Here is a 25,417-nt window from a genome sequence, read left to right as displayed (position 1 = left end):
GGACACAATGGCTGATTAGCCATCAGGAGAAGGACGGATCATGGTACGGAAGATGGGGAGTTTGTTATATCTATGGCACATGGGCCGCATTAACAGGTTTAACGGCGGTCGGCCTTCCGACGAACCATAAAACAGTACAAAAAGGAGCCAACTGGCTCCTGAGCATCCAAAATGAGGACGGCGGCTGGGGGGAATCATGCAGCAGCGACTGGCTTCAGCGTTATGTACCGTTAGGAGAAAGTACGCCATCCCAAACCGCATGGGCGTTGGATGCCCTTATCGCCGTTCACCCGCAGCCAACCGCCGCGTTGGATAAAGGAATTTGCAGACTGATCGACTCCGTGAAAGAAGATAAATGGACGACCGTTTATCCGACTGGCGCCGGCCTGCCGGGTTATTTTTACTCCCATTATCACAGCTACAAATATATCTGGCCCCTTCTGACGTTGAGTCATTATAGACTGAAATACGGAAGTTAATGTCCATTTCGATGCCAGCGTCTGCCTTTCCATTAGAGACTCTAAACTTATGCTATTTCCGTCGACTCATAATCGGCAGATTTGTTCGAGCTTTTTCTCGCCCTGCGCTTATCGCTCATCCATGCAAAAATAATTCCTGGCAGAGACATAAAGCTGGCGTAGATGAAGGTTTGGCCGAACCCTTTGACGGAAGCTTCCTTCAGCTCCGATCCTGCCTTTGTAAGAAGCATCTTTACTTCGTCAATTTGGCCCTCGCGCGTTGCGGCAAAAGCCTTTTGCTGCTCAGGCTCAAGTTTGGCTGCAGCCGCCTCTAAACCTTTCATGATCTTGGTGGTCAGTGCCTCGGCTTGGACTTCGCTGTCCGATCCTGTCTTCATTTGTCCCCCTTGTTCATTAACTACGCCAACGAGAACCTCTTTGACAAAAGGCATCAGCACCGTATCACCTTTCACCTGCTCCAAGATGCGGGTCTGTGCGGTTTGCATTTCTCCGCCGATATTCTGCTGCAGCAAGGTGACAATGATGGCCACTCCCAGCACGCTGCCGATAGATTTTGCCATATTGATGACGCCTGACGCAATGCCCACTTTCTCCTCAGGTACATGCCGTATACCAGCCGACATTACGGGTGCCATCGTCAAACCAACGCCGATACCGGCAATGAATAATCGGAGAATCACATCGACAAGCGAGGAATCCGCCTCAAGAGTACTCATGGAGTAAAGGGATCCGCAGATAATAACAGCCCCAATCGCCCCAAACCAGCGGCTGCCGTATTTATTGGATAATCCCCCTGATACTGCCGAACTGACGATGGATCCCGCAGCCATAGTGGATAAGACGAGCCCTGCCTTGAGCTCTGTCATTCCCATCACCCGGGTCAGGAAAAAGGATGTCAGAAAGGCCAGATTGGATAATGCCGCGCCAACGATAAATAACGTCAGTGAGGTCCCGTTAAACTCCTTAATTTTCAGCAGTGCTAAAGGAAGCATAGGTTCTTTCCCCCGCCGCTGTACAAAAAAGAATAAAGCAATGCATAACAATCCCGCTCCGATTAGCGCGTAAAATTCACCCGAATTCCAACCATAATCATTTGCCTTAATAAATGCATAGGTAATCAAAAGCATGCCTGCGGTAATCGATAACATACCGGCGTAATCCACCCTTTTGCCTGCGGATTCATCCCGGGATTCTTTAATAAACAGTAGGGTCAGCACAATGCTGAGCACTCCAAGCGGAACATTCACATAAAAAATCCACTGCCAATTCAGTTTCTCCGTAATAATTCCGCCAAGCGAAGGTCCACTGGCGGCCGCAAGCCCAGCAATCGCTCCCCATAAGCCGATGATCATGCCATGCTTCTCTTTGGGAAAGGTCGTCGTGGTCAGCGGAATGGAGACCGGTACAATAATCGCGCCGGCGAGCCCCTGTATCGTTCGGAATAAGATTAGCATGCCCAGCGATGTAGATAATCCGGCTAACAAGGAAGATAACGTAAACAATACAACACCTACTATAAAAACTTTCTTGCGTCCAAACTGGTCCGCAAGCCGAGATGCCGTCAGGATCAACGCGGCAAATGCCAGATTGTATCCATTCATAATCCACGAAATTTCCGAAACCGTACCGCCAAAATGCCGCGTCATCTCCGGCAGGGCGATGTTCACGATGGTCGTATCCAGCAGTGCTATAAAATATCCCAGCAAAATAGCCATAAAGGCTAATACTCCTTTTGCGCGTCCGTTCATCTTTCACACTCCTCTAAATAATGTGAACCAAAGTTCATGTTTTGATTATATGAACTATAGTTCATATTTGTCAACAAAAAATATGAACTATAGTTCAACTTTCGTTGACAGTCCTTTTGTTCTCCTCTACAATCTTTATTACAGAGGGGGTAATTTGAAGTGACTGAAACTGAGAACGAAACCAAAATCCGAACACCCCGGCAGGAACGGAGCATCAAAACTAAAGAAGCCATTCTACAAGCTGCCATGAAGCTATTTTCCGAGAAAGGTTACCACCAGACTAATACCAAAGAAATCGCTGCCGCGGCAGGCGTATCCACCGGAAGCTTTTATTCCTATTACAAGGATAAACGCGCCGTATTTCTGGATTCGCTCACCATCTACTTCCAAGCGCTCCTTGAAAGGATCGAAACATATCTTGCCGAAATCAATTTCAGCTCTATGGACAAGCATGAATTTATGCGGGAGGTTATTGATAGCCTAATTTATTCCCATCAAGTCTTTACCGAGTTCCACAATGAGTTACGGGTAATGTATCATTCCGATCCGGAAGTCCAGGCGCTTATGGACGAGCAGTTTGATCGGGGACGCCGCAGAACGCTGGAATACCTCCTGATGAACCCTGAGGAATTAAAGGTGGATCATGTGGAGGCAGCTGCCATTGTCGTATATGAAGCATTAAACAGCGTTGTTGATATGCTCGTTTTCGCGCCGCAAAATGTTGATGCCGATCAGATAAAAAACGAACTTGCGAAAATGCTCGTAAACTATTTATATAAATAAAGTTACGAACGTATTTCCGAGTCTGGCGGTAGAGCGCTTTGCTGGCAGCGAAGAGGTTCGTCCTTGGTTCCATAATATAAAAAGCCTTTAAACACAAGGATTTCCGAGTGTTTGAAGGCTTTTTTGGAATGGGACATCCCATTGAAAGTTATAGCGAGATGTGCGAGCGGAGCTCCCTTGGTTCCACCATATATAAAATTATTAAGCTCAGCTATAAAATGGCTGTGCTTTTTTGTATTTTGTCGTCCTAAAACAATACTTTAGTATCTATTAATCAATACCGCGTAACAGATATACTTCAAGCATATTAAGAAGCAGTCCTATAAAATGATTGATCCTGACTGGATCAAATCAATGAAGGAGGGATTTATGAAAGCGATTGTACGCTCGAAGTATGGAGGCCCGGATGTCCTTCAACTTGGTGAGATCGGAAAACCTGTTCCAAAGGATAATGAAGTATTGGTTCGTGTTCACGCGGCATCCGTAAATCCAGTGGATTATCATTTGATGAGAGGCACACCTTACATCATGCGCCTAGAGGGAGGGTTATTCAGACCAAAGAATTTTGGTATTGGAGTAGATGTGGCAGGTCACATCGAAGCAGTGGGCAAGAATGTGAAGGAGTTTAGGCCGGGGGACGAAATATTTGGTGCGTGTAATGGTGCCTTAGCAGAGTATGTATGTGCATCCGAGAAGTCTATAGTAAAGAAACCAGTCAATGTGACATTTGAGCAAGCAGCAGCTGTGCCGATTGCGGCATTCACTGCCCTGCAAGGTCTACGTGACCAAGGATTGATTCAGCAAGGGCAGAAAATATTGATTAATGGTGCTGCGGGAGGTGTGGGTACTTTCGCTGTACAGATTGCCAAATCACTCGGAGCGGAAGTGACAGGGGTGTGTAGCACGAGGAATGTAGAGATGGTTCGTTCAATCGGATCAGATCATGTGATTGACTACACACAAGAGGACTTCACTCGAAGTAAGAATAGGTATGACCTCATTTTTGATCTGGTGGGAAATCGAACGTTCTCCGCTTGTAATAGGGTACTAAAAAATCAAGGCACTTTGGTTATTGTTGGATCGCAGAGTAAGGGACGATTGCTTGGACCACTGGCTCGGGCGCTCCGAGGGCTCCTTATCTCACGTTTCGTCTCTCAAAGAATACAAATTTTTATGGCGAAATGGAGTAAAAAGGATCTGATGACGATGCATGAACTTCTCGAAGCGGGAAAAGTAAAACCGGTTATCGACAGATGTTACAATTTAAGCGAAGTATCGGAAGCCATTCGATATCTTGAAGAGGGCCATGCCCAAGGAAAAGTCATAATTAGTTTAAGTTGAAACGGCAGAGATGCCGTTTTTTTGTTTTTTATAAAAGGAAATGCTGGAAAAGCCGTCGAACTTACTATCAATCTATTATTAATCCGCGCAAGTTGATGGCGTAGAACGGTGGTAATCATGTTTACTACTATTTTATCTACTAAACTATTTATTCCAGTACCTCGATCTAAGGCTGTCTTACGTCCTCGGTTGGTCGAATTTCTAAACGAGGGGATAAATCGCAAGCTAACTTTAGTATCTGCTTCTACTGGCTATGGGAAGACGACACTTGTAAGCGAATGGCTTACGACTAACCCACAACCAGCCGCATGGCTGTCATTAGAAGAGGCAGATAACGAACCTCTTCGTTTTCTAACTTACTTCGTCGCCGCATTGCAAACGATTGAACAAGATTTTGGAAAAAATCTAATTAGTCTACTCCAATCCTCTCAGCCACCGCCAATTGAAATCATTATAACGATCTTAATCAATGAAATCACAGCCCTCTCTTATCCATTCCTACTTGTACTTGACGATTATCATGTGATAGATGCAACTGCAATTGACAATGCTCTATCTATATTGCTTGAGCGTATGCCGTCACAAATGCATCTAGTCATCATCACACGTGAAGAACCACGTCTACCATTGGCTCGATTACGTGTTAGGAACCAATTGACAGAGGTGCGCGCCAAAGATTTGCGCTTATCACCTTCTGAAGTGGGTGAATTTTGTGAAAGGGTGATGGGGCTAAAGCTTACATCTGAAAACATCGCATTACTTGCATCTCGCACAGAAGGCTGGGTCGCTGGCTTGCAGCTAGCAGGCCTTTCCATGCAGGGGCATCAAGATCCTAATAGCTTTATCCAATCATTTTCTGGTAACCACCAATACATAGTAGACTATTTGATCGATGAGGTGATAAACAAACAATCCATACACGTTCAGACCTTTCTACTTCATACTTCTATTCTTGATCGTTTATGCGGTTCACTTTGTGATGCTGTAATGCGGGGTGGAGATGGAGAAAACCTCTCGTCTACTTCCGGGCAAGAAATATTAGAATTTCTCGATCGATCCAACCTATTTGTCATCCCATTAGACAATGAGAAGCGCTGGTATCGTTACCACCATCTCTTTGCAGAATTGCTTCGGAATCGACTCCATCAAGGTGTCGTAACCGCTTCAGATCTATACATACGTGCTAGCATATGGTTTGAAGAACATGATCTCGAGATTGAAGCTTTTCATTATGCAGCTATTGCCAAGGATACTAAGCGCGCCGCCAGATTGGTGGAAGGAAAAGGGATGCCTTTGATTTTTCGCGGTGTAGTGGCTCCTGTATTAAAATGGCTGGATTCGTTGCCTAGTGCAGAACTGGATGCAATACCTTCCATGTGGATCATGTATGCCTCTGCGCTACTGATGGCAGGCCAATTGGACGGTGTTGAGCAGAAGCTACAAGCAGCTGAGAAAGCATTGAACGGAATTGAGCTGAACGATCAAACCAAAGATCTGATCGGTCATATTGCCGCTGTTCGCGCTACGCTATCAGTCAACAGCAACCAGGCTGAAACCATCATTACCGAGTCACTTCGTGCTTTGGAATATCTACATCCTGACAATCTTCCTATTCGTACTTCTACGCTATGGACGATGGGATTTGCTTATCAGCTTCAAGGGAATCGTATTTCTGCTGGTAAAGCCTATGCCGAAGTGTTAGCCATCAGTCAGAAGATCGGACATGTCATCATAACCATCACTTCAACACTTGGACTTGGGAACATACAGGAAAAAGAGAATATGCTGTATCTGGCTGCTGAGTCGTATAGAGAAGTCATAACATTGGCAACAGATCCACTGCCGTTAGTGGCTTACGAAGCGAAAATGTGTTTAGGCCGACTTTATTATGAATGGAATGATTTGGATAATGCTTTGCTGTACGCTAGACAAAGTATTCATGATGCGAAGCAATTTGAAATGATAGATAGAGTCATCGCTGGAGAGGTATTACTAGCCAAAGTAATGCTTGGTAGGGGAGAGATGAGTGGCGCCGCCACTATTTTGGAAAAGGTGGAGCTTCTGTCACTTCAACATAAATTAGTACATCAGATTCCCCGAATTGCTGCTTTGCAGGTAGACTTGTTCCTACATCAAAACAATCTACTAGCTGCTGAACAATTGGCTAAGAGACACGAACTTCGTCTCAAACTAGCACAGGTACATCTTATGCAGGGGAACACTTCATCTGCACTTTCAATACTTGATCCATTAAGAGTTCATATGGAGGAGAAGGGACTAAAGGATGAACACCTTCAGGTATTAATCCTACAAGCAGTGGTATTGCACGCACACGGACATAAGTCCAAATCCAAACAATTCACAATACATGCCCTAAAAGCAGCAGAGTCCGGTGGTTTTATTCGGATATTTGTTGACCTAGGCATCCCAATGCGGAATTTGTTGCATGAGGTAGCCGATCAAGTAAGAATGACGGATTATTTAGCTAAGCTGCTTGGAGCATTTGATGAAATGGAGCAACATCGTGGTGTGAAGTCGAATCAGCTTCTAACTAATTCTGCTAATCTGTTGATCGAGCCACTAAGTGAACGAGAGTTGGAAGTATTGTATCTCATCGCGCAAGGTCATTCCAATAATGAGATCAGCAAGAAGCTTTTCATTGCACTTCCTACCGTAAAAGGGCATAATCGTATCATTTTTGAGAAACTACAAGTAAAACGACGTACGGAGGCTGTAGCACGTGCACGCGAGCTAGGATTGTTAAAAGAATAAAACCATACTTTAGTATCTACATCCGATAACCGTATTGAAGATATACTGATACCAAATCTTATCCTTGGAGGAATCCCCATGAAAGCAATGGTATGTACGCAATACGGTTCTCCTGATGTACTCATGCTCAAAGAGGTAGATGCCCCTGTACCGAAGGAAAATGAAGTGCTAGTAAAGATCTATGCTTCAACCGTAACCGCTGGCGATATTCGAGTTCGTACTTTCAATAGCCCTCTTCTGCTATGGCTTCCCATGAGAATCGTTTTAGGACTAAGGAAACCTCGAAAACCTGTTCTTGGTGTGGAATTAGCTGGGGAAATTATGACCGTAGGTCCTAAAGTGACACGATTTAAGAAGGGTGATCAAATATTTGCATTAACTGGGATGAATTTCGGTGGTCATGCCGAGTATACATGCCTTCCTGAAGGAGCGTTGATGGCAATCAAACCGTCCAATGTCTCCTATGAAGAAGCAGCTTCAGTTCTTTTTGGGGCAACGACTGCTTTATATTTTCTGAGAAAAGGCCATATTCAAAAAGGACAAAAAGTACTAATCTATGGAGCATCTGGAGCTGTAGGTACTTACGCAGTACAGCTAGCCAAGTACTTTGGAACCGAGGTTACAGGTGTTTGCAGTACAGCAAATTTAGAAATGGTAAAATCATTGGGAGCCGATAAGGTTATTGATTACATGGAGGAGGATTTTACAAATCGAGGGGATTATTACGATATCATTTTTGATGCTGTCGGTAAAATATCTAAATCTAGTTGTAAAAAAGCACTAACTCCAAATGGCTCATATGTTACCGTTGATGGGCAAGGCATCGCAAAAGTACGAGTAGAAGACTTAGATTACCTCGGAGAGCTTATGGAGAAGAGGGAAATTCGTTCCGTTATCGATCGATTCTATTTGCTCAAAGAACTAGCCGAAGCTCATCGATATGTGGAAAAAGGTCATAAGAAGGGTAATGTCGTGATAAAGATAACATCTTAAATAATTCCATTTATTTAATTTATGATTAAAGGATACCCGATTAGCGAGTATCCTTTTTGCATGTAATTTTTACAAACTCTATAATTTAGCAATTATGATGAAGCGTTCCGAATTTGTTCTAACCCCTTTCTCAGTTTGATTTTCCTTTATAAATTGTTGGAGTACTTGGAAATCAACCTCAGTCCGTCCAAAATCGGGAATAATCGGAGTATGTTTTAGTAGAAAAATCAGGTCTTCAGCCGTTTGGTAATATTCAGTAACACTAACTTCAAATGACTGTATGTCACTAAAACCCGCTTCACTTAATTCAGTCATATATTTATCCTTTAATGTACCTGCCTTTGTTCCAAAAGCCTGTCCTCTTCCAAATGCTTCTTTCATATTTAATTTGTCGTTTTCGCTTACTTGCTGAGTGAAGAATGTACCACCCTTAATTAAAACTTTTGCGATTTCTTTAGCAAAAAAATCCGAATGTCTGCACGAGACTATATTAAAAAAGTCGTCAGGAAACTCCAAATTTTCAGCGCCCATCTTTAGAAAGCGTACATTAGGAAAGCCTGATTTAGCGGAATTTTTAGTTGCTGATTCAATCATTCCAGTGGATTGGTCAATCCCTACTAGAAGTAGTGCAGATTCAGCAATTAATAAAATCGCTTCCCCTCCGCCAGTGCCAATGTCCAGCAAAATATCCGATTTCTTGCAGGTCTTCGTTACTTCATGATACAAATCCCATTTTGTTCCTTCAGAAACGCATTTCACATTGCTGAAATCCCAACCATTAATTTTGCCGACTCTATCATAAAACTCTTTATATTCAAATGGATTCATTTCTATTCCGCCTTCCAATGAGGTTAATAAGTAGATTGATATCATTCAACCCGAAAACTAAATATCTCGAACGATACGGAAATACATCCATTTCACCTCATTTGAAAGATTGCCTCAATTATAGTTTGAGAGAGTTTGTCAATCAAGTAGTAAAACTGCATATTTTTTTCCGCGTACTACTTTAGTAGGACTACAATCTCCCAGGATTCGATGTATGATGTCATGGATCGTCGAACCGGGAGATTTTTTTGCGTTAGAGCGCATTCGTTTCGGAGACGAATTGGAAGTAAAAGATTGGGAATATGCATGGAAGGGAAGAAAAAGATGAGGTATGTTATTCAAGTACAAAGATTCGTAGCTTGTTTGTTAGTATTCGTGCTGGTGGCGACAAGCCTCACAACTCCGGCTCTAGCTGCAATGCCGGGTGAAGACCGCGGCGATGCCTATTCTTACAACGCGGAGCTGCTTCGCCTGTTAGGCGAGGAGTACGGTGAAGAGCAAGCCCCTGCGATGTTAGAGATGATTCAGAAGCTTGGTCTTGCAGATGCGAATGGCCAGTTGCTGAACTACTCTATTTTTTTGAATGATAAGAGCTATACGTTAGAGGAACTGAAACAGCTATTAGCAGATGAGAGTACCGACTTGACGCAAATTGCCGAAGTCGACGGCGAGCCGATTACGCTTGCTGCTCTCAAGGAAATGCTCGCCATTGAAGAGCGGTTGTCCATGCTATTGTCTGCACAAAACGAGGGAGGAACGGGCTTGTCTCCCGAGCATCTGGACAGTCTCGACTCCTTGCTATCGCAAGTTGAGGGAGAGGGCGGGCTGCGTTTTGTCGACGAGAACGGCAATCCGATGATGGGAGCCAGAGGGCTCTCGGCTGCGGCAGGCGCGGATTACGAAGATGAGACCGTCGTATCGGTAACGAAGCTGGAAGAAGCGACAGACGTTTCTTTCACGGAAACAGTCATCTTCACTTTTCAGTTGAACAGACCACAAACGAAAAAAGTATCCTTTTCCTATGAGCTTATGGATAGCACGCTTCATATTCAACCACGGTACGTTCCGGTCGTTAAAGGAACGGTTGAGTTTCAGCCGGGCGAAACGACAAAAACGATTAGGTTCAACGATTTGTATGTTCGACGAGATATTATTCAATCTTACTGTGTATCTGGAAGAGGCGACTTCATGGGTGGCCTGAGTTATTACCGGGATAATATTTGGGTCGACCAAGCGAGAGCAGATTATTTGCATTTTTACGACTTTAACAATTTGGATCGAATCGACTTTGATCATCTTGAAACAAGCCGGAAGTATGTGCCGTTTACCCATGCGTATGAGGGAGGCGGATACCTTTCCTTTACATTGGGCAGTGGCAGAGGACTCTTTCAAAGCGATTCGTTGAATGGTGTAGGATTCGGAGCCTGCTACTATCGAGCTGATCGGAATGCTTCCATGGCAGACCCGTCCATGCTAGAGGTCGAGGCGAAGAAAGGCTCCTATACGACAGGGCAAATCGTACCCATTAAAGTTCTCTACAGCAATACGATTGCACATGGGAAGCCGAGTGATGATCCGGCGAACATGCCAAGATTGCAGCTTGCCGGAGGCGGGGTCGCCTACCCGGACGTGATGCCGTATGACGAATTGAAATACTCGAATTCTCCACCTTTTTATATGCGGACAGGCTTATCTCTCATTAGCGGCTATATGGCGGTTGTCGGCAAGGGGATGGCGCCAGCTGATTTGCAGGTGGCCGCTGCTTTAGACGAAACGGCGACTGTACAGCTAGGGCCTGATGCCTTAGAACATCGCAAAGTTGACTATATTTCGTGGGGCAAGGATTTTACGAATACGCCGAATATTGTCATTAATTCTGCGCGAGGCGACGCTTTTCAATCGCTGATGCTGGACCAGTCGAGCTATGCGGTCGGCCAGACGTTGAAGGCGACGCTCCAATTGAGCAATGGCATCGGCGAAGCGGATTGGCTGATTGACGGAGTGACGACTTCCGAGGAGATCGCCAAGCGAGTGATGATTTCCATCGGAGACAGGAATCAAGGGGTTCTGGATTTGCACTGGAAGCTGGGCGAAGACGGGCTGCCGTTGTCCCCGCCTGTGCTGGAAGGGGAATTGCGGATTACGCAAAGCGTATATGATGCGTTAAAAGACGGAGATTCAATCGTGGATGGCAAGCAGCTTCGTGCCAAAGTGTACTACAATCGCAACACGACGCCTGGGGCGCTCAGTTCAGGTAATATGGACGATTTCGGGATGCTGGGAAGTCAGACGGTCAGCTTCCAAGTGTCAGAGCCTAAGTATATTACTCCTGGCGATTTATCCATTACTTACCCCGCATCGTGGCCTTCAGGCACGCCATATGTGGTGAATCTGATCGATGCAAATGCAACAAAGCTCAGCTTCACTTATCCTTTGGATGCCACACATGTGACACCGAATCAATTCGAATGGCGTAGCAGCGACGCTTCGATCGCGGGAATTACCGCCGACGGGATCATCCTTCCTAAGGGAGCGGGTACGGTCACCTTTACGCTGGCAGCCAAAAACAATGGAGAAGCGGCGGAAGCGACAGTCACTTCGCAGAAGATTACGATTAGCGCGGACGGCTCTGCGGCCGTGGTCGTTCCGAGCTTTGCCAATCGCGTATATGTCAATAAAAACAAAGACGCGAATATCATTTGGTCGACCAATGTGATGGATCGCTATAAAGAGCTGGCTGGAGCGGGTGGCGCGGCACAGGACGCCAACTTCAAGCTGGAGCTGTATGACGGATTCTGGGATGGGACTCAGCTTACCGGGAAGCAGCCGACGCGGACTTGGGAAGCCCCGGCAACTGCTGAATTAATCAATGCAACAAGCTTTGCGATTCCGGGCTCCTATATGAAGGACATTTCGAGCAACAATGTGCCCAGCTATACGGTTCGCATCAGCACGGTCAATCCGGAAAACGCGCAATCTACGCTTTCCGCCTTATCTTATATCGTCGTGCGATCGGAAGCGGCGATTGTCACGCTTGATAAGTCGATGGGACAGTTTGTGGTCGATTCGGTCGGCACGCTGCCGATTACATGGACGCTCGACAATTTCGATCCGGTGAACAAAGGAGAATTTGAATTTCAGGTTACTAGAAATGGTGTACTTATTCCTGGCAGCCAAATTGTATTTGATAAGGCGACGGGCCAGTTCAGCGATGCGCATGTCATGGCAACGGGCGGAAGCTACAACTTGAACATTGCTCCAGTGACCGGAAGCAAGCAAATCAAGGATGTATATGCCATTACGCTGGCCGTGAAGAACAGCACGGATTCGACATGGTCGTACGATTCATTGTTTTTGCAAGTGTATAAGAGTGATGCTCTGCAAATCCAGATTGACGGTCAGCCGACCGGCTCCTATAAGATGAGCAACATCGACCGCATTAAGCAGATGACAAGCGATCAGATTCTTGCCTTAAAGCGGAATATTATGCTGAACAATGAGCTAGGCGTCAACAACAAGGATTACGACGATTTAGGAGAGATCACGGACCAGATCGCCTGGAAATCCGCCAACAATGACGTAGGCGCAATCTATCATCGCAGCAACGGATATATCGAGGATATTGAAAAATTCAACAACTCCTCCTATCAACCGAAGCAAAAGTTTCTATTGGGCGGCTTGAATGATGGCAAAACCAAAATTACAGCAACTCATGCCCGTACAGGCATAAAAGCCGAGCTAGATCTGACTGTTGCGACGCTAAAAGATAAGTTGTATTTATTCCAGCTGTATCCTAAAACAGAAACAACCTTGACGTACACGAACGGCGCTGGTACCGAAAAATCCGTGAAAAGCGATGCCAACGGAGAATTGGCGCTCTACGAGGAAAAGGGCATAGCGAGCGATGTTTATGTGACTTCCGTATTTAACGGTACAACCTATACAGGCGTATTCAGTCAGGATAGGCTTCTGTCTAAGGAAGGAAATCCGGCTCAGCTGGAGCTGTATCCGATTAATATCTTGCAGCTTCGTCAGTTGTCGAAAGTCGAAGTGTTCTTTAAGACGCCTGATGGCAAGCCGTACACTGGAAAAGTGACCTATCGCGGTGGCGTATACAAGAACGGGTATTACGCCGAAGCGACAGAGATTGGCGGCGCAGGCATTACGGAGACGCTAGCAGGGGACGGCAAACTGGAGATTACTTTCGATACGACAGACTTTTATTCTCGTGCAGCCGGAGAGAAAAATGCTGCGGATTTATCCGCCAAGGACAAACTTGAATTTATCATCGAAACCCGATTCGAGGGGGACCGCTACAATCCAAGTTTATTATCGCTGGACGGAGATGCGAGCCCGGCCGACCGAATCATCATCGGCGATAAAATTGCGCGAATGATTAGCAATGATCGACTACAGCCGACACCTGTTATCGTGAATCAGTATGTTGCAAATAGCGATCATAGTTCAAAAACCGATATTCGGGACTATCGGGGCAAGTTCGGGCCAAATAATACGTACCCGAACATTCAAATGACGACAGAACTGCTGTGGTGGGGAGATAATGTAGATAAACAAGCCTATGCCGAGCTGGAAAATAGCACAGGTTTCGTTCCACAAGGGCAATCCTACCAGACCATCAAATATCCGTTCTCGGATCTGTGGTTGACGCGTCACGTTCAAGTGCTGAATAAGGATACGATTTGGCTCGACAAGGCGAAATCAGGCTCGGTTCATTTCAAGCTGTACGACAAGCCGGGCAGCTTCCGCAAAAGCTTCACTGGGGCGGCAACGCTCGTCAATATGATCGGGGTAGCCGAAGTTAGTGCTACGGAACTGCGCTCTGACATTCAGAAGCTGAAAAACGATATGAACAGCACCAATGGGAGCACAACCGGCCCGAGTAACAATGACAAGGTAGTTCTAGAAACATTGAGCCTATTAGGGAATCTAAAAATGGATGTCGGTCCGCTCTCCATGAGAGTGTATCCGACGGATGACCCGACGGTTTTCAAGATGATTATGTCGGCTTCTCTGAATAATATGGCGTCGACGCAGGGCAGCAGCGATGTTCAGTTTTTTCAATCGAAGAACAACTTTGCTCCTGGAGCCGGCGACTTGTATAAGATCGCGATGGACCAATATGTAGAAGATCAGAAACGCCAGTATTCGCAAATCAATAAAGACGGGCATTCCGGCAAGGGCATCCCGTTCAGCGCCGGCGGATACTACATTGGAGAGATCAAGTACAATTTGAAAACCGATGCTTGGGAAGCCGTCGTACATGGCGGCGGATTCAATGCGGGAGGGGGCTTCGAGTATTCGTGGGCCTGGAACATTCAGGCCGGCATTGTCCCGGTTACGTTCTCGCTAACGATCGGCGGCGGCGTCGAGGTCGGATTCAGGGCTTCCGTCCTGTTCGACGAAGTGCCGGGCAATCCGTGGAGCAATCCGGAGCTGGACAGCGTCAACGATTACTTGACCTCTCTGCGTGTCATTGCTTATATCGAAGCGTTCGGTGGAATCGGCTTTGACTATTCGATTATCGCGGCCAAAATCGGCGTATTCGGCAGGATCACGCTGGAGAACACAAGCACATGGCTGAATCGGGACTATTTGAAAAATAGCAATGATCGTGTGCTATACGGCAATAAGCTGACGATGGAAAGTATTGTTGGTGTGCGCGTCGTGATTAAGTTCCTGTTTATTTCGATTAAGCATGACTTTGCTTCTTTGCGCTACAGTCATACGTGGCTGTCGAAAAATTGGAACAAAATTCAGGATTACTGGAAAGAAAATGCGACCATGCCGCTTACGGCTGCCAATGCAGACGCAGCCATTATGGCTTACATGAGGGCAATCGGCGAAGATCCGATGCAGGTGCTTAGCTCACAGACGATGGAGGATCGCAGCTATCTGAACGAATACGTTCGTGCATGGCAGCAAACATCATCCGGCACAAAGAGAAGCTTGCTTGCCGCAGCTTCAAACGGACCGGAGGTGCTGCAATCCAATGCGTACCCGTATTCCAACCCACAGGTTGCTGCGGACGGTTCAATGTTCGTATACCTTTCCGACAACAATAGTACGAGTATTGAGGATACGGTTGCCACTTGGGCGATTCGCAACAGTCAGGGCGGCTACGACCAACGTGGAGAGATTGTTAGCGATGCTGCGCTTAAGGGCTATGGAGATACAGGGCTGCAGCTTGCAGGCGAAGGCAATCTGATTGCCGCTGTCTGGGTAAGACAAAAGGATAAAATTATGAAGGCAGCCGGGGAAGAGCTGACTAACGCCGACATATTGCTGATGAACAATAGCGCAGAAATTATGGCTTCCATCTATGACGGGACGAAATGGACGACACAGCGGCTAACGAACAATCAAAGCCCTGATGTTGCGCCGATTGTCTCCGTTGGCAATGGCAAGGTCGTCGTTGCTTATCGCAGCGTATATTCATCCAATACTGATAATCCGCTTGACTTTTCCGCATCGGATAGCATTGTTTATACCGTATATGATGCGGCCAGTGGAATGTGGAGCGATGCCGAGACATTGTATAACGGCACGAATGGCACTGTGATGGGGATGTCCGCAGAAACGTTGACTGACGGTACAACTGCCGTTGTCTATACGGTCAATAAAGGCAATGTGAATCAAATTCCAGCAGAGCAATACGTAGCCGGAACGGATAATGAGATTGTATATGCGGTTATTGATACGTCGAAGGATACGACAGCCCAGACATCAGGTTGGAAGACGAAGGGTGTCGTGAAAAACTTACAGGTGACCCATGACCGCAACGCCAATGAGAATCCGCAATTAACGAGCGCCGTTTTCCCGGACGGAATAGAACGCTTTGTGATGGCTTGGTATGCGACAAGCGGCGAAGGCGATAGTGCTACGGAAGATATTCGAATGCTAGCTGTTAATAGGGATGGCGAGGTATATTCGGAATTTGTTGACAGTCTAAGCGCTGTAAAGTCGTACAATAACATTAGAATTAATCCGAACTTTACTTTTGTTAAAATGCCTCAGGCAGATAAGAACCTTGAGTACTTATCGTTAATTTGGAAGGAAGCGCAGGTCGAAACGACTGCTGCGGGAGTCATTAGCCGCGATGTGTTGAAGGCGGTGAAGCTCGGCATTAACGATGGAAAATTGTATCTATCGGGTGTAATGGAGCTGGGAGCAATGCCGGAAGATACGGCCATTGACACGATTTCGGCTTATATTGGCAACAGCTCGGGTACAGAAATTAAAGCGCTGCTGCTGGGCACGACATATACGACCGATACGGAGGTTGTTGGCTCAATTACTCCGAAGGAGGAAGGGGAAACGGGAGGAAACGAGATTCCCGTTACCGTATCAAAGACAGTAAGCGCCATGTATACGGCAAACGCATTGTACCATAATCAATTCAACGCGGATCATGTTGTATTTAATCCTGGAGAGGTCGTAGCCGGCTATGACTTGCCGATTCAGTTCCATGTTGTCAATCAAGGCTTATCCGCGATTCAATCGGTGGACATTAAGATTAATGGAGAACTGACAAGCTACAATAATCTGTCTCTTGTACCGAACAGTGCAAAAGGCTTGATTGCTTATCACACAGTGCCATCACCGATTGCAGATGCAACGTATCACATCGAAGTTACTTTTGCCGATGGCGAAAAGCAGTCGACAGCAGGTACGCTGCGGCTAGATGTGCCGGATACAGGAATTTCGAAGATTAAGGTGATGAAGGAAGAGGACGGAAAGCGCATATTGTCCATTCCGGTCTACAATAAAAATGGTACAACGTTAGGCAATAAGGGACGAGTTGTTAAGCTTGCGCTATACGAAGATAACAAGTACACGGACGATTCATTGATCGGCAAAGTGATTGAGATATCGGATTCGGACGATTTGAATTTGATAGATCAAGGAGCTTATGTCGAGACGGTGGAGTTCGATGTCAGTGCTTATTTGACAAAGCATGGCTTACAGGAAATACCGAATAACGGGATTACGGTTTATTTGCGTAGTTGGGCAGAGGATGCGCAAGGAGAGCCATTGAAGGAATTTGATGAGTCTGACAATGAGGCGAAGATTACGCTAGACAATTTGGCGCTCAAGTACAATGAAAACAATGTATTGCTTACGCTGGAGCAGACGAATACGATGTCTCATACGAGTGTGAACCTGACCATGCAGAACATGAATATGGCGCCGATATCGTCCGGTAACGTATTGCTTAATCTGCTTGATGCTGATGGTCAAATCTTGGAGTCGAAGTATGTGGCAATCAATAAGGCAAGCCTGCTGTCGTTCTCCGCAGAGGAGAAGAAGACGGCAACGATACAGTTCGGCCAGGCTGGGGATTCCGTTCAGGGCGTGTTCTTCCAGGAAAGCGCGGATGCGCTTGATGCGACGTTAAGCACGGTCAGAATCAGTGGTATTGCGTTGGACTTTGACCCAGGCCAGACTGTATATGCTCTGCAAGCCAGCGATCTGAAGCGGACTCATCTGGTAGCAGCGGCATCCAACAGCGAGGCGGTCGTGTCGCTTCTGGACAGCAGCGGCAAGCCGATCCGTTCGAACAAGGGCTTCGTATCCATCGATCAACCATTACAGCTGTCGACAAACGGCGCTGTGAATGATCTTGTGATTTCTGTACAGCCGGCCAGCACGGCAGGCAAGGCGACAACGTACCAATTCACCGTTACGAATACACAATCGTCCAAGCCATACCTTGAGCTGAAGGTGAAGGGGACGGCGGGGGCGGACGGCAAGTATGCCGGCAACGTGGAGTTGTCCTTGTCACCGTATGAAGTGGATGGCTTTAAGATCGATAAAGCGATGTATAAAATCAATGACGAGAATTGGACACCGGTCGCCTATGATGGCAAGACTGAACAGAAATTGACGACTCTGTCGAAAGCGGGATCCTATAAAGTTGCGGCTAAGGTGGTATTGGCATCGGGAATGGAATACGAGGTGGATGCCGCGATATTTGCAATTGGTAGCTCAACTTCCCCCGAGCCAAAACCTGAACCTGGATCAGGAACAGGCTCTGATTCCGGCAATGGCGGCGAAACGCAGTCTGCGTCGGAGCCGTCTCTGAAACCGACACCACAGCCGACACAAGAGCCGATGTCTATCTTCAAGAAAGACCTGGTTCAGTGGGAACAGATGCTGCGAGCCATTCGGGAGCGACTTGCGTCGGCGGATCCGAATCAGGTTGCGTTTTCGGACACCCGGACGCATTGGGCGCGGCAGACCATCGACAAACTTGCAAGGCTCAGTGTCATCATGGGGTATGGCGACGGCAGCTTTAGGCCGGATCAGCCGATTTCGAGAGCAGAATTTGCTTCCGTGCTTGCCAGACTGTTTGTCTTCACACCTACGCAGGCAAGTACAGTGCCATTTGTAGACCTGCAGGGGCATTGGGCGGAAGAAAGTATAGCTAACTTGGCAAGACATGGGATTGTCGCAGGGTACGGTGACGGCAGCTTCCGACCGGATGCGACAATTACAAGAGAAGAAATGATCGCCATGATGATGAGGCTAGTGGATGAAGCGGCGCTGTCGCAAACGGACTATGCAAATTTCAAAGACATGGCCGATGCCGGGAAGTATGCGCAGCAGTCGATTATCGTAGCGGCGCAGGCCGGGTTGATTCAAGGGTATAATGGCTATCTACAGCCGAAAGGAAAGGCAACTCGTGCAGAGACAGTTACCATGCTCTGGAAGCTGTTGACGTTGGACCCGGAATTGAAGGCAATTTTGGAGAAGTAGACGCGAATGGAGCGTCCCGATCCCCTGAACGGCAGGGGCGGGACGCTTTTTTCTATATCATCGGCCTCTTAAAAGTCCTTTCTAGCAAACAAATATATCGTTAAGTAATAGGAAGCAATGAATAACAAGACAATACCGGTCAGGATAAGAAATAACGCTTGGTTACTGTTAAAGCCATTCTCATTCACCATATTTATAAGCATAGCTATAGGCTGTATCAGTTAAGCCTCTTGCCTATTAGTTGATTGTCGAGTAGATGTTCAGATTCAGTTTTTATTCAGAACAACGTGATAGAATGTCGGATGCTGACGAAATAAGTATATTATATCAGTTTACAGTATGTGACTGACGAAATGATCGAAGGAGGAGGGAGTTACTAGGCATTGATCGACGGACTGCACACCTATGGCACTAACTCAGTCATCTAGAACTTCGCAAGATTTCGACGATTTGAAGGGTCGTTGGAGTCAAGCAAATAGCATATGTCTATTCGCTTATGGGCAATATTGGGCAGATGATCTTCCGTCGACAAAATTTTGGGAAATGGAGGAGAATTGGCAATGAAACGAAAACGTAGTATAAGCAAGTCTATGCTGTCTTTCTTCCTAGTGCTTACACTTATTTTGCAAGCGGTGACGTTCTCTGCAACAGCATATGCGGATAGCGCGCTAGGCGATTTTGAGACGGCTGCAGTAAGCGAATCTGACTCGCCGGACACGACCGAACTGCCGGAACTCGAGGCGGTGAACGATGCGCAAGAAGAACTTGCTGCACCGGTCGACGCCCCCGTAGTTATGTTAGCGGGTCCATCGGACAAAACGACGGTGCTCATGGGGGCTAATTCGACCTTTCCGCTAGAGGTAAAGCAGGGAAATGCTGTTATTGATCCAAACGGTACTATCCAGGGTAGACAGCAATTCACGCTCAAATCGGAAGGTCTCAAGCTGCCAGTGAATGGCGATGACGATAATCCGACTAATGCGAATCCCGACCTATACATTCAGAAAGGTGACTGGATCGAGCTGAAAAGAGGAGACTACTTCAAGGAAGTGGTGTTACCGACAGCTACTAAAACCCTGAATGCACAGACTGAATCAGGTATGAAACAGCTTGGTACTGCCTATTTCTCTCCCAACAGCATTAAGATTGTGTTTAACGGTGACGATAACTTTTTTAATGGTGTCGGACGAGGTATTGTTTTCAGCTTTGAAACCACTGCCGATGCCGATTTAACAGGAATGGAATACGGCGACACAAAGCCTATCAACATCTTTGGGACAGCTTACCAGCTGAAAAACCCAGATGTTACAGCAGCGTATAACATTACATTAAGTTCGCCTGGAATGATTAAGTGGGATCAGTATAGTTATCGGGGACTTCAACCTGCACAATTTGTTGAGGGAGCGATTACTTGGGAGTCAACCGTATCTGCTTTCGATCAGTTTGATAATACAATCAAACTGTCGCTGGACGGGACGAAGTTCTTTACGGACCCTGCATCTTATAATACCGGCGCTAATGTCTACGGTATTTATAAACCGGGTTCCTTCAAGGTCAATGGCTTCGCGGTAGAACCGGATGTCGATGCCGACGGTAAGCTGAGCTACATCTTCCCTGCGGGTACCGGTATAAATCCGAAAGTTGAGTTTAAGACATGGATTCCAAAGGAAGCTTACTATTACGAGCACAAGAATCCGCCGGGGAATCTTGGTCGCAGCTATCGGGTCATGTTTGGCAGAGTACATTTAAAACAGATAGATGACACTGTTTTAGTGAGTGCAGGTCAAGAGATTTCCTTTGCACCCGACTGGATTCAGAAATACGGTGCGGTGAGCAAGCGAGGGGATGACACCCTTGTGACATGGACCATCGATGTCAACAAAAATTACCACAAGCAGGGGTTAAAGAACTTCACCATCACCGATGCACTACCGTCTGGGCTGATATTCGAATCGGCTGCCTATCAGTTGTGGGATACAGCCAAGAACAACTGGTCCACGACGAGCACGCCGATTGACCCGGATGAAGGAACAAAGAGTAAATATTCCTTTGACACTGTCAATGATGCCGTACGGCTGGTCATTGTGTCCAAGGTGGAGAGCTTCAGCAGCGGCACCAATCTGGCGCGCGCCAACTGGGATTTGGACACACCAACGGGCGACATTCAAAACAACGATGCGATCAACGGGAAATATCCCGCCACCGTGAGTGACGATGTAACGGTCACCGTCGGCGCACATGGCATCACAAAGAGCGGCAGCTCAACTAGCGGCTCCGATGGGAAAGCCTATGACTATGACATCGCCGCGATCACTTGGACGGTGAATGTAAGCCCGCAGTACGAAGACCTGAATTTGGCGGTGTACGACCTACTGAGGTATGATGCCACCTTTGACATCAATAAGGTAGATTTAGATGAGAATAGCAAGGTCAGTAAGCAGGTTTTAACTGAGATTAGCAAGAAGCTTTACGGGAGTACATGGCAGCAGTATCAGGTCGACTCTTTTAAAAGCAATGACGAGTTGAAGCTAGAGGTCATCCCCTTGACTCAAGGTGGCAAGCGGGTGGCGGATTTGCTTAAGGTTACTGGATACAAAGACAAGCCCGCATCCTTCACCTTCCGCTCGTTAATGACTAACCCGAACGACTTCGCGGGGCAGTACTGGAGTGGGCAGCCATACCGCTTTAACAGTGCTTACTTGTTTAGCGACAATACCTTTTTGAACAATGTTAATGCCAACACTCAAGTTACCTCAAGGATGCTCAATAAAGAAATGCTCTTTGCATCGAAGCCCTTGAAAGCTGATGGTACACTTGAAAATGTTACCCTTAACAGCGTCAATAGCTACATCTCAAACGACAGCAACGAGGCATGGACGATCGCGGCCTACGACCAGGTTAGCAAGACGGTGACCTTCAGGCTGGCAGTGAATATCCCTGGACTGAAGACCGAACAGATGACCGGCGTCAACCGTGTGGCAACGGACATCAAACTGGTGGATACCTTGCCAGCGGGATGGGAGTTCGTTCCGTTTTCTGCAGGGAAGAACTATGAGCTTTACGAGGGTTTGCGAAATCTTAATAATTATGGTACGCAGATTAATTCTACTGTTAAGGTGATTGAGCCAACCGATCCGCGCCATGTGGTTAGCTTCTCTGCCGAGGATAATGTAGGCACATTCTCCTTCACCAAGCTGGAAAGCCCTTATGTCATTCTGGTGAAGGCAAGGCCATCCAATGCGGCGTTGGAGAAATATTTGGAGGAATACACCACAAACGGTAAAGCCAAGCAGGAGCTGTATAACAAAGCCGACCTTCATATGACATGGGGTGGAGTGGAGAAGACCGTCACTGAACAGCGGAAGGTCATTGTGCCTGTTCAGGCGCTAGGTAAGTCGGTAACAAAACCATTTCCTGGTGTGCTGGAATGGACGGTGAACTATTATCCACCATATAACATGGAGAATGGTGTGTATTTGCAGGATACCTTAGGGGCCGGTATGAATTTGCGCAAGGATGAAAGCGGAAAGCTCGTACTGACAGCGCCAAGTATGGCGATCTACCGTGCCAAGCTGACCGCGAGCGGTGCTTTGGAGCGGGATGGTGCTGCACTGAACCTCAATGACCCGAATTGTGAAGTTCAGGTAAAAGCTGAACCGGGTGATAACGGTACGTCAGTTCTGAAATTCACAATGAAAGACCCTAATCAGATCTACCAATTTGTGTACCAAACCGAGGTTGATACTTCCAAAGCGAAAGCCGGCGACAAGTTGGGTAACGAGGTAAAACTGATGGGTGATGACAAGCTGAAATCTGTCAGCGCCAAAAGCGCAAGCACTCTGGATAGTTCAGACGTAGCAGGCAGTTCAAGTTCCAATGCTCTATTACCATTGAAAAAGGTAGATCCCGACGGTAAGCCGCTACAGGATGTAAAGTTTACGCTGTATAAGAAGAGCGATGGAACGAAGGTTGCAGAAGGAACAACCAATAGCGGAGGAAATCTTAATCTACTATTCCCAGATCCAGGGTATTATGAGCTAAAGCAAACCTATATTGATACAAACACCTGGCTGCCCACTACGAAAATTTATCAGGTGTATGTAGGAAATACTCCCGGGAAGCCAATCTGGGTAGACGGCGTAAAAGTAACCACTACGGATCCGCTGGTTGTGCCAACCCCTATTACAGGCAAGCTGACGATCAGCAATGAAGTGAAGGGTAACGGCGGCGATAAGACTAAGGTATTTGACTTCACCATTACCTTCGGGGGTGAGGGTAAGGATGAAAGCTATCCTTATACCAAGTCAGACGGCACTAACGGAATGATTAAGAGCGGCGATACGATCCATCTGAAGCACGGGGAAACTGTGGTTATTCCGAGACTGCCCAAGGATCTGGTTTACACCGTAACTGAAGCGGATTACACAGCGCCCGATGGTTACGCTACCGAGCCGGGGAGCCGGAGCTATACCAACAAGATCGTTGGCAATGGCGACCATAAGGCATCGTTTGGCAATACCCGGATGGTATACGGTAATCTGCTGGTCGGTAATACCGTGACTGGCAGTGGTGGAGATAAGAATAAAGAGTTTGACTACAAAGTAACCTTCGCAGACTATGGTGCAGGTGAAACGTATACTTATACCAAGTCAGACGGTACGAGCGGAAGCATCAAGTCCGGCGATACGATCCAGCTCAAGCACGGACAGACGGTAACTATAAAACTTCCCGAGGGGCTTACTTACACCATAATACAGTCGGATTACACAGGCGAGGACTACGATACCAACCCGGCAGATTTGAAAAGTGTCGGAAAAATCGCGGAGGATATAACTTCCGAAGCTAAGTTCGTCAATCACAGAGACTTGCCTGGCGGTTTGTTAATCAGCAATACAGTGATTGGCAATGGTGGGGATACGGAGAAGGAATTTATATACACCGTCACTTTCACCGGAGTAGGTGCAAACAGGACGTATTCTTATACCAAGTCGGACGGTACGAGCGGAAGCATCAAGTCCAACGACAAGATCAAGCTTAAGCACGGACAGACAGTTACTATTACGGGCATTCTCAAGGATACGGTTTACACCGTCACCGAAGAGAATTATGCAATGGACGGCTACACCACTGATCCAACGAGCAGGACGCATACAGGCACCATTAAGGAAAATGAAATCGCCCAAGCTCCATTTGAGAACGCTAGATACCTTCCTGGTACACTTGCCTTAGAGCCAAAAATTCAAAAGGTGCCCGGAGACGGTAAAACATCCTCTGTGCTGACAGCCACCCTCACGGGAACGGACGGCAAGCCGGTAAAGGGCAAGGAGATTGTGTTTAAGTTAGCAGATGGTACGGAAATCGGAAAGGCGACCACCGACAAGGATGGCAAGGCTAAGATTTCCTATACCCCACCTAAGTTGAGTGACACAACGCCAAAGGAGTATGAGATCATTGCGACCACCACAGCCACCAGTCCATCAGGTGTTCCGTACAACGAGGATAAGGCAAGTGTAATCGCTATGCCGGCGGCGCTCACAGGTGTTTTGCGAGACAATACAACTGGCGAAGTCATTCCAAATGCAATCATTAATGTAAAGAACGTTAAGACCGGTGAGGAGCAAACCATCACTACTGACACAGAGGGTAAGTATTATCATCCGGTTCAGCGGGATGAGGAGTATACCATTACCTACAACAAGATGATTGACATCGGCGGTGTGCTCACATCCATTCCTTTCACGCAAAGAGCAATTATTGAGAGCACCGATTCCACAATAGAGGGGAACCTGATTCCAGCGGAAATCACAGCGGTAGGTATCGTGCTCTTCAAGCAGTCCAATGGCAAGACTTCGTTGCTTAACAATATCTTTGCCGGCAACCTGCATGTTTACTTGAAGGATACAAGCGGAAAATATATTCTGGAGAACGGCAAGCCTAAAGCTTTCCCTCTGGAGACGAATGGCACTTTCTCTGCAGAAGGTCTAAGCGAACAAATCTACACCATGGAAGTGCGTTATGAATTTGAGCCGGGCAAGGAGCTTATCATCACAACTGCAAAGTTAAACGTGAAAGCGACCGGCGAATTGAATATTTCGCAGGAGCTTGTCGACCCGTATGGTATAATTACGGACGCAAAGACTGGCGAAGTAATCAAGGGAGCTAAAGTAACGCTGTATTATAAAGATGGTACGGAAGTAAAGCTGCCTGCGATTCCTGGCTTCGCTCCGAATGATAACGACAGCCCAGACCAGTATAGTGATGCAAACGGAGCATATGCGTTTATGGTGTTCCCGAATACGGATTACTATGTGGTTGTAACCAAAGACGGGTATGTGACGCATAAGAGTGAAATCATCTCGGTCGGAAGCGAAATTGTACGCTACGATGTAAAGTTGAACCGGGTAAGTTCCGGTGGCAACAACGGAACCGGCAACGGCAACAACGGAACCGGTAACGGCAACAACGGAACCGGTAACGGCAACAACGGAACCGGTAACGGCAACAACGGAACCGACAACGGCAACCCTGGAACCGACAACGGTAACAACGGAACCGGTAACGGCAACAACGGAACCGGTAACGGCAACAACGGAACCGGCAACGGTAACAACGGAACCGGCAACGGTAACAACGGAACCGGCAACGGTAACAACGGAACCGGCAACGGTAACAACGGAACCGGCAACGGTAACAACG

At 47.0% G+C, this 25,417-nt stretch carries 8 protein-coding genes and 1 pseudogene; 7 read left to right on the top strand and 2 right to left on the bottom strand.

All coding sequences use genetic code 11. The features are described 5' to 3' along the window. Window positions 1-479 (top strand): annotated as a pseudogene (locus E0485_RS22400) (squalene--hopene cyclase); the annotation flags it as partial. 47 nt (window positions 480-526) lie between these two features. Here the strand turns inward: E0485_RS22400 and E0485_RS22395 are convergent. Continuing rightward, a complete protein-coding gene (locus E0485_RS22395) occupies window positions 527-2,227 on the bottom strand; it encodes an MFS transporter (RefSeq protein WP_132420289.1) in 1,701 nt (566 codons plus the stop codon). 159 nt (window positions 2,228-2,386) lie between these two features. On the opposite strand from E0485_RS22395, the gene E0485_RS22390 reads away from it, so the two are divergent. From E0485_RS22390 to E0485_RS22375, 4 genes are all read left to right on the top strand, one after another. Next, window positions 2,387-3,010 (top strand): TetR/AcrR family transcriptional regulator, encoded by a 624-nt coding sequence (locus E0485_RS22390; protein WP_235857676.1) that lies wholly within the window; start codon window positions 2,387-2,389, stop codon window positions 3,008-3,010. Window positions 3,011-3,379: 369 nt separating this feature from the next. Next, a complete protein-coding gene (locus E0485_RS22385; protein WP_132420288.1) occupies window positions 3,380-4,351 on the top strand; it encodes an NAD(P)-dependent alcohol dehydrogenase in 972 nt (323 codons plus the stop codon). A 117-nt stretch (window positions 4,352-4,468) separates the two neighbouring features. After that, window positions 4,469-7,123, top strand: coding sequence for a LuxR C-terminal-related transcriptional regulator (locus E0485_RS22380; protein WP_132420287.1), 2,655 nt, complete (start codon window positions 4,469-4,471; stop codon window positions 7,121-7,123). A 78-nt stretch (window positions 7,124-7,201) separates the two neighbouring features. Further along, window positions 7,202-8,116 carry an NAD(P)-dependent alcohol dehydrogenase gene (locus tag E0485_RS22375; RefSeq protein WP_132420286.1) on the top strand — a complete coding sequence of 305 codons (915 nt, stop codon included), beginning with the start codon at window positions 7,202-7,204 and terminating at the stop codon, window positions 8,114-8,116. Between the two features lie 78 nt (window positions 8,117-8,194). Here E0485_RS22375 and E0485_RS22370 read toward each other — a convergent pair whose 3' ends face one another. Beyond that, a complete protein-coding gene (locus tag E0485_RS22370; protein WP_132420285.1) occupies window positions 8,195-8,944 on the bottom strand; it encodes a class I SAM-dependent methyltransferase in 750 nt (249 codons plus the stop codon). Between the two features lie 324 nt (window positions 8,945-9,268). Here E0485_RS22370 and E0485_RS22365 point away from each other — a divergent pair, with 324 nt between their 5' ends. After that, window positions 9,269-18,721 (top strand): S-layer homology domain-containing protein, encoded by a 9,453-nt coding sequence (locus tag E0485_RS22365; protein WP_132420284.1) that lies wholly within the window; start codon window positions 9,269-9,271, stop codon window positions 18,719-18,721. A 560-nt stretch (window positions 18,722-19,281) separates the two neighbouring features. Beyond that, a partial coding sequence (locus tag E0485_RS22360) for a DUF7601 domain-containing protein (RefSeq protein WP_132420283.1) occupies window positions 19,282-25,417 on the top strand: 6,136 nt, incomplete at its 3' end.

This window comes from Paenibacillus albiflavus (assembly GCF_004344915.1).
Lineage (GTDB): Bacteria > Bacillota > Bacilli > Paenibacillales > NBRC-103111 > Paenibacillus_AM > Paenibacillus_AM albiflavus.
The sequence above is the reverse complement of the archived record's forward strand: the minus strand, read 5'-3'. Positions and strand labels throughout refer to the sequence as shown.

Coding starts and splice junctions, on each gene's coding strand:
- E0485_RS22395 (WP_132420289.1), bottom strand. CDS start 2,227: ATGAACGGACGCGCAAAAGGAGTATTAGCCTTTATGGCTATTTTGCTG.
- E0485_RS22385 (WP_132420288.1), top strand. CDS start 3,380: ATGAAAGCGATTGTACGCTCGAAGTATGGAGGCCCGGATGTCCTTCAA.
- E0485_RS22380 (WP_132420287.1), top strand. CDS start 4,469: ATGTTTACTACTATTTTATCTACTAAACTATTTATTCCAGTACCTCGA.
- E0485_RS22375 (WP_132420286.1), top strand. CDS start 7,202: ATGAAAGCAATGGTATGTACGCAATACGGTTCTCCTGATGTACTCATG.
- E0485_RS22370 (WP_132420285.1), bottom strand. CDS start 8,944: ATGAATCCATTTGAATATAAAGAGTTTTATGATAGAGTCGGCAAAATT.
- E0485_RS22365 (WP_132420284.1), top strand. CDS start 9,269: ATGAGGTATGTTATTCAAGTACAAAGATTCGTAGCTTGTTTGTTAGTA.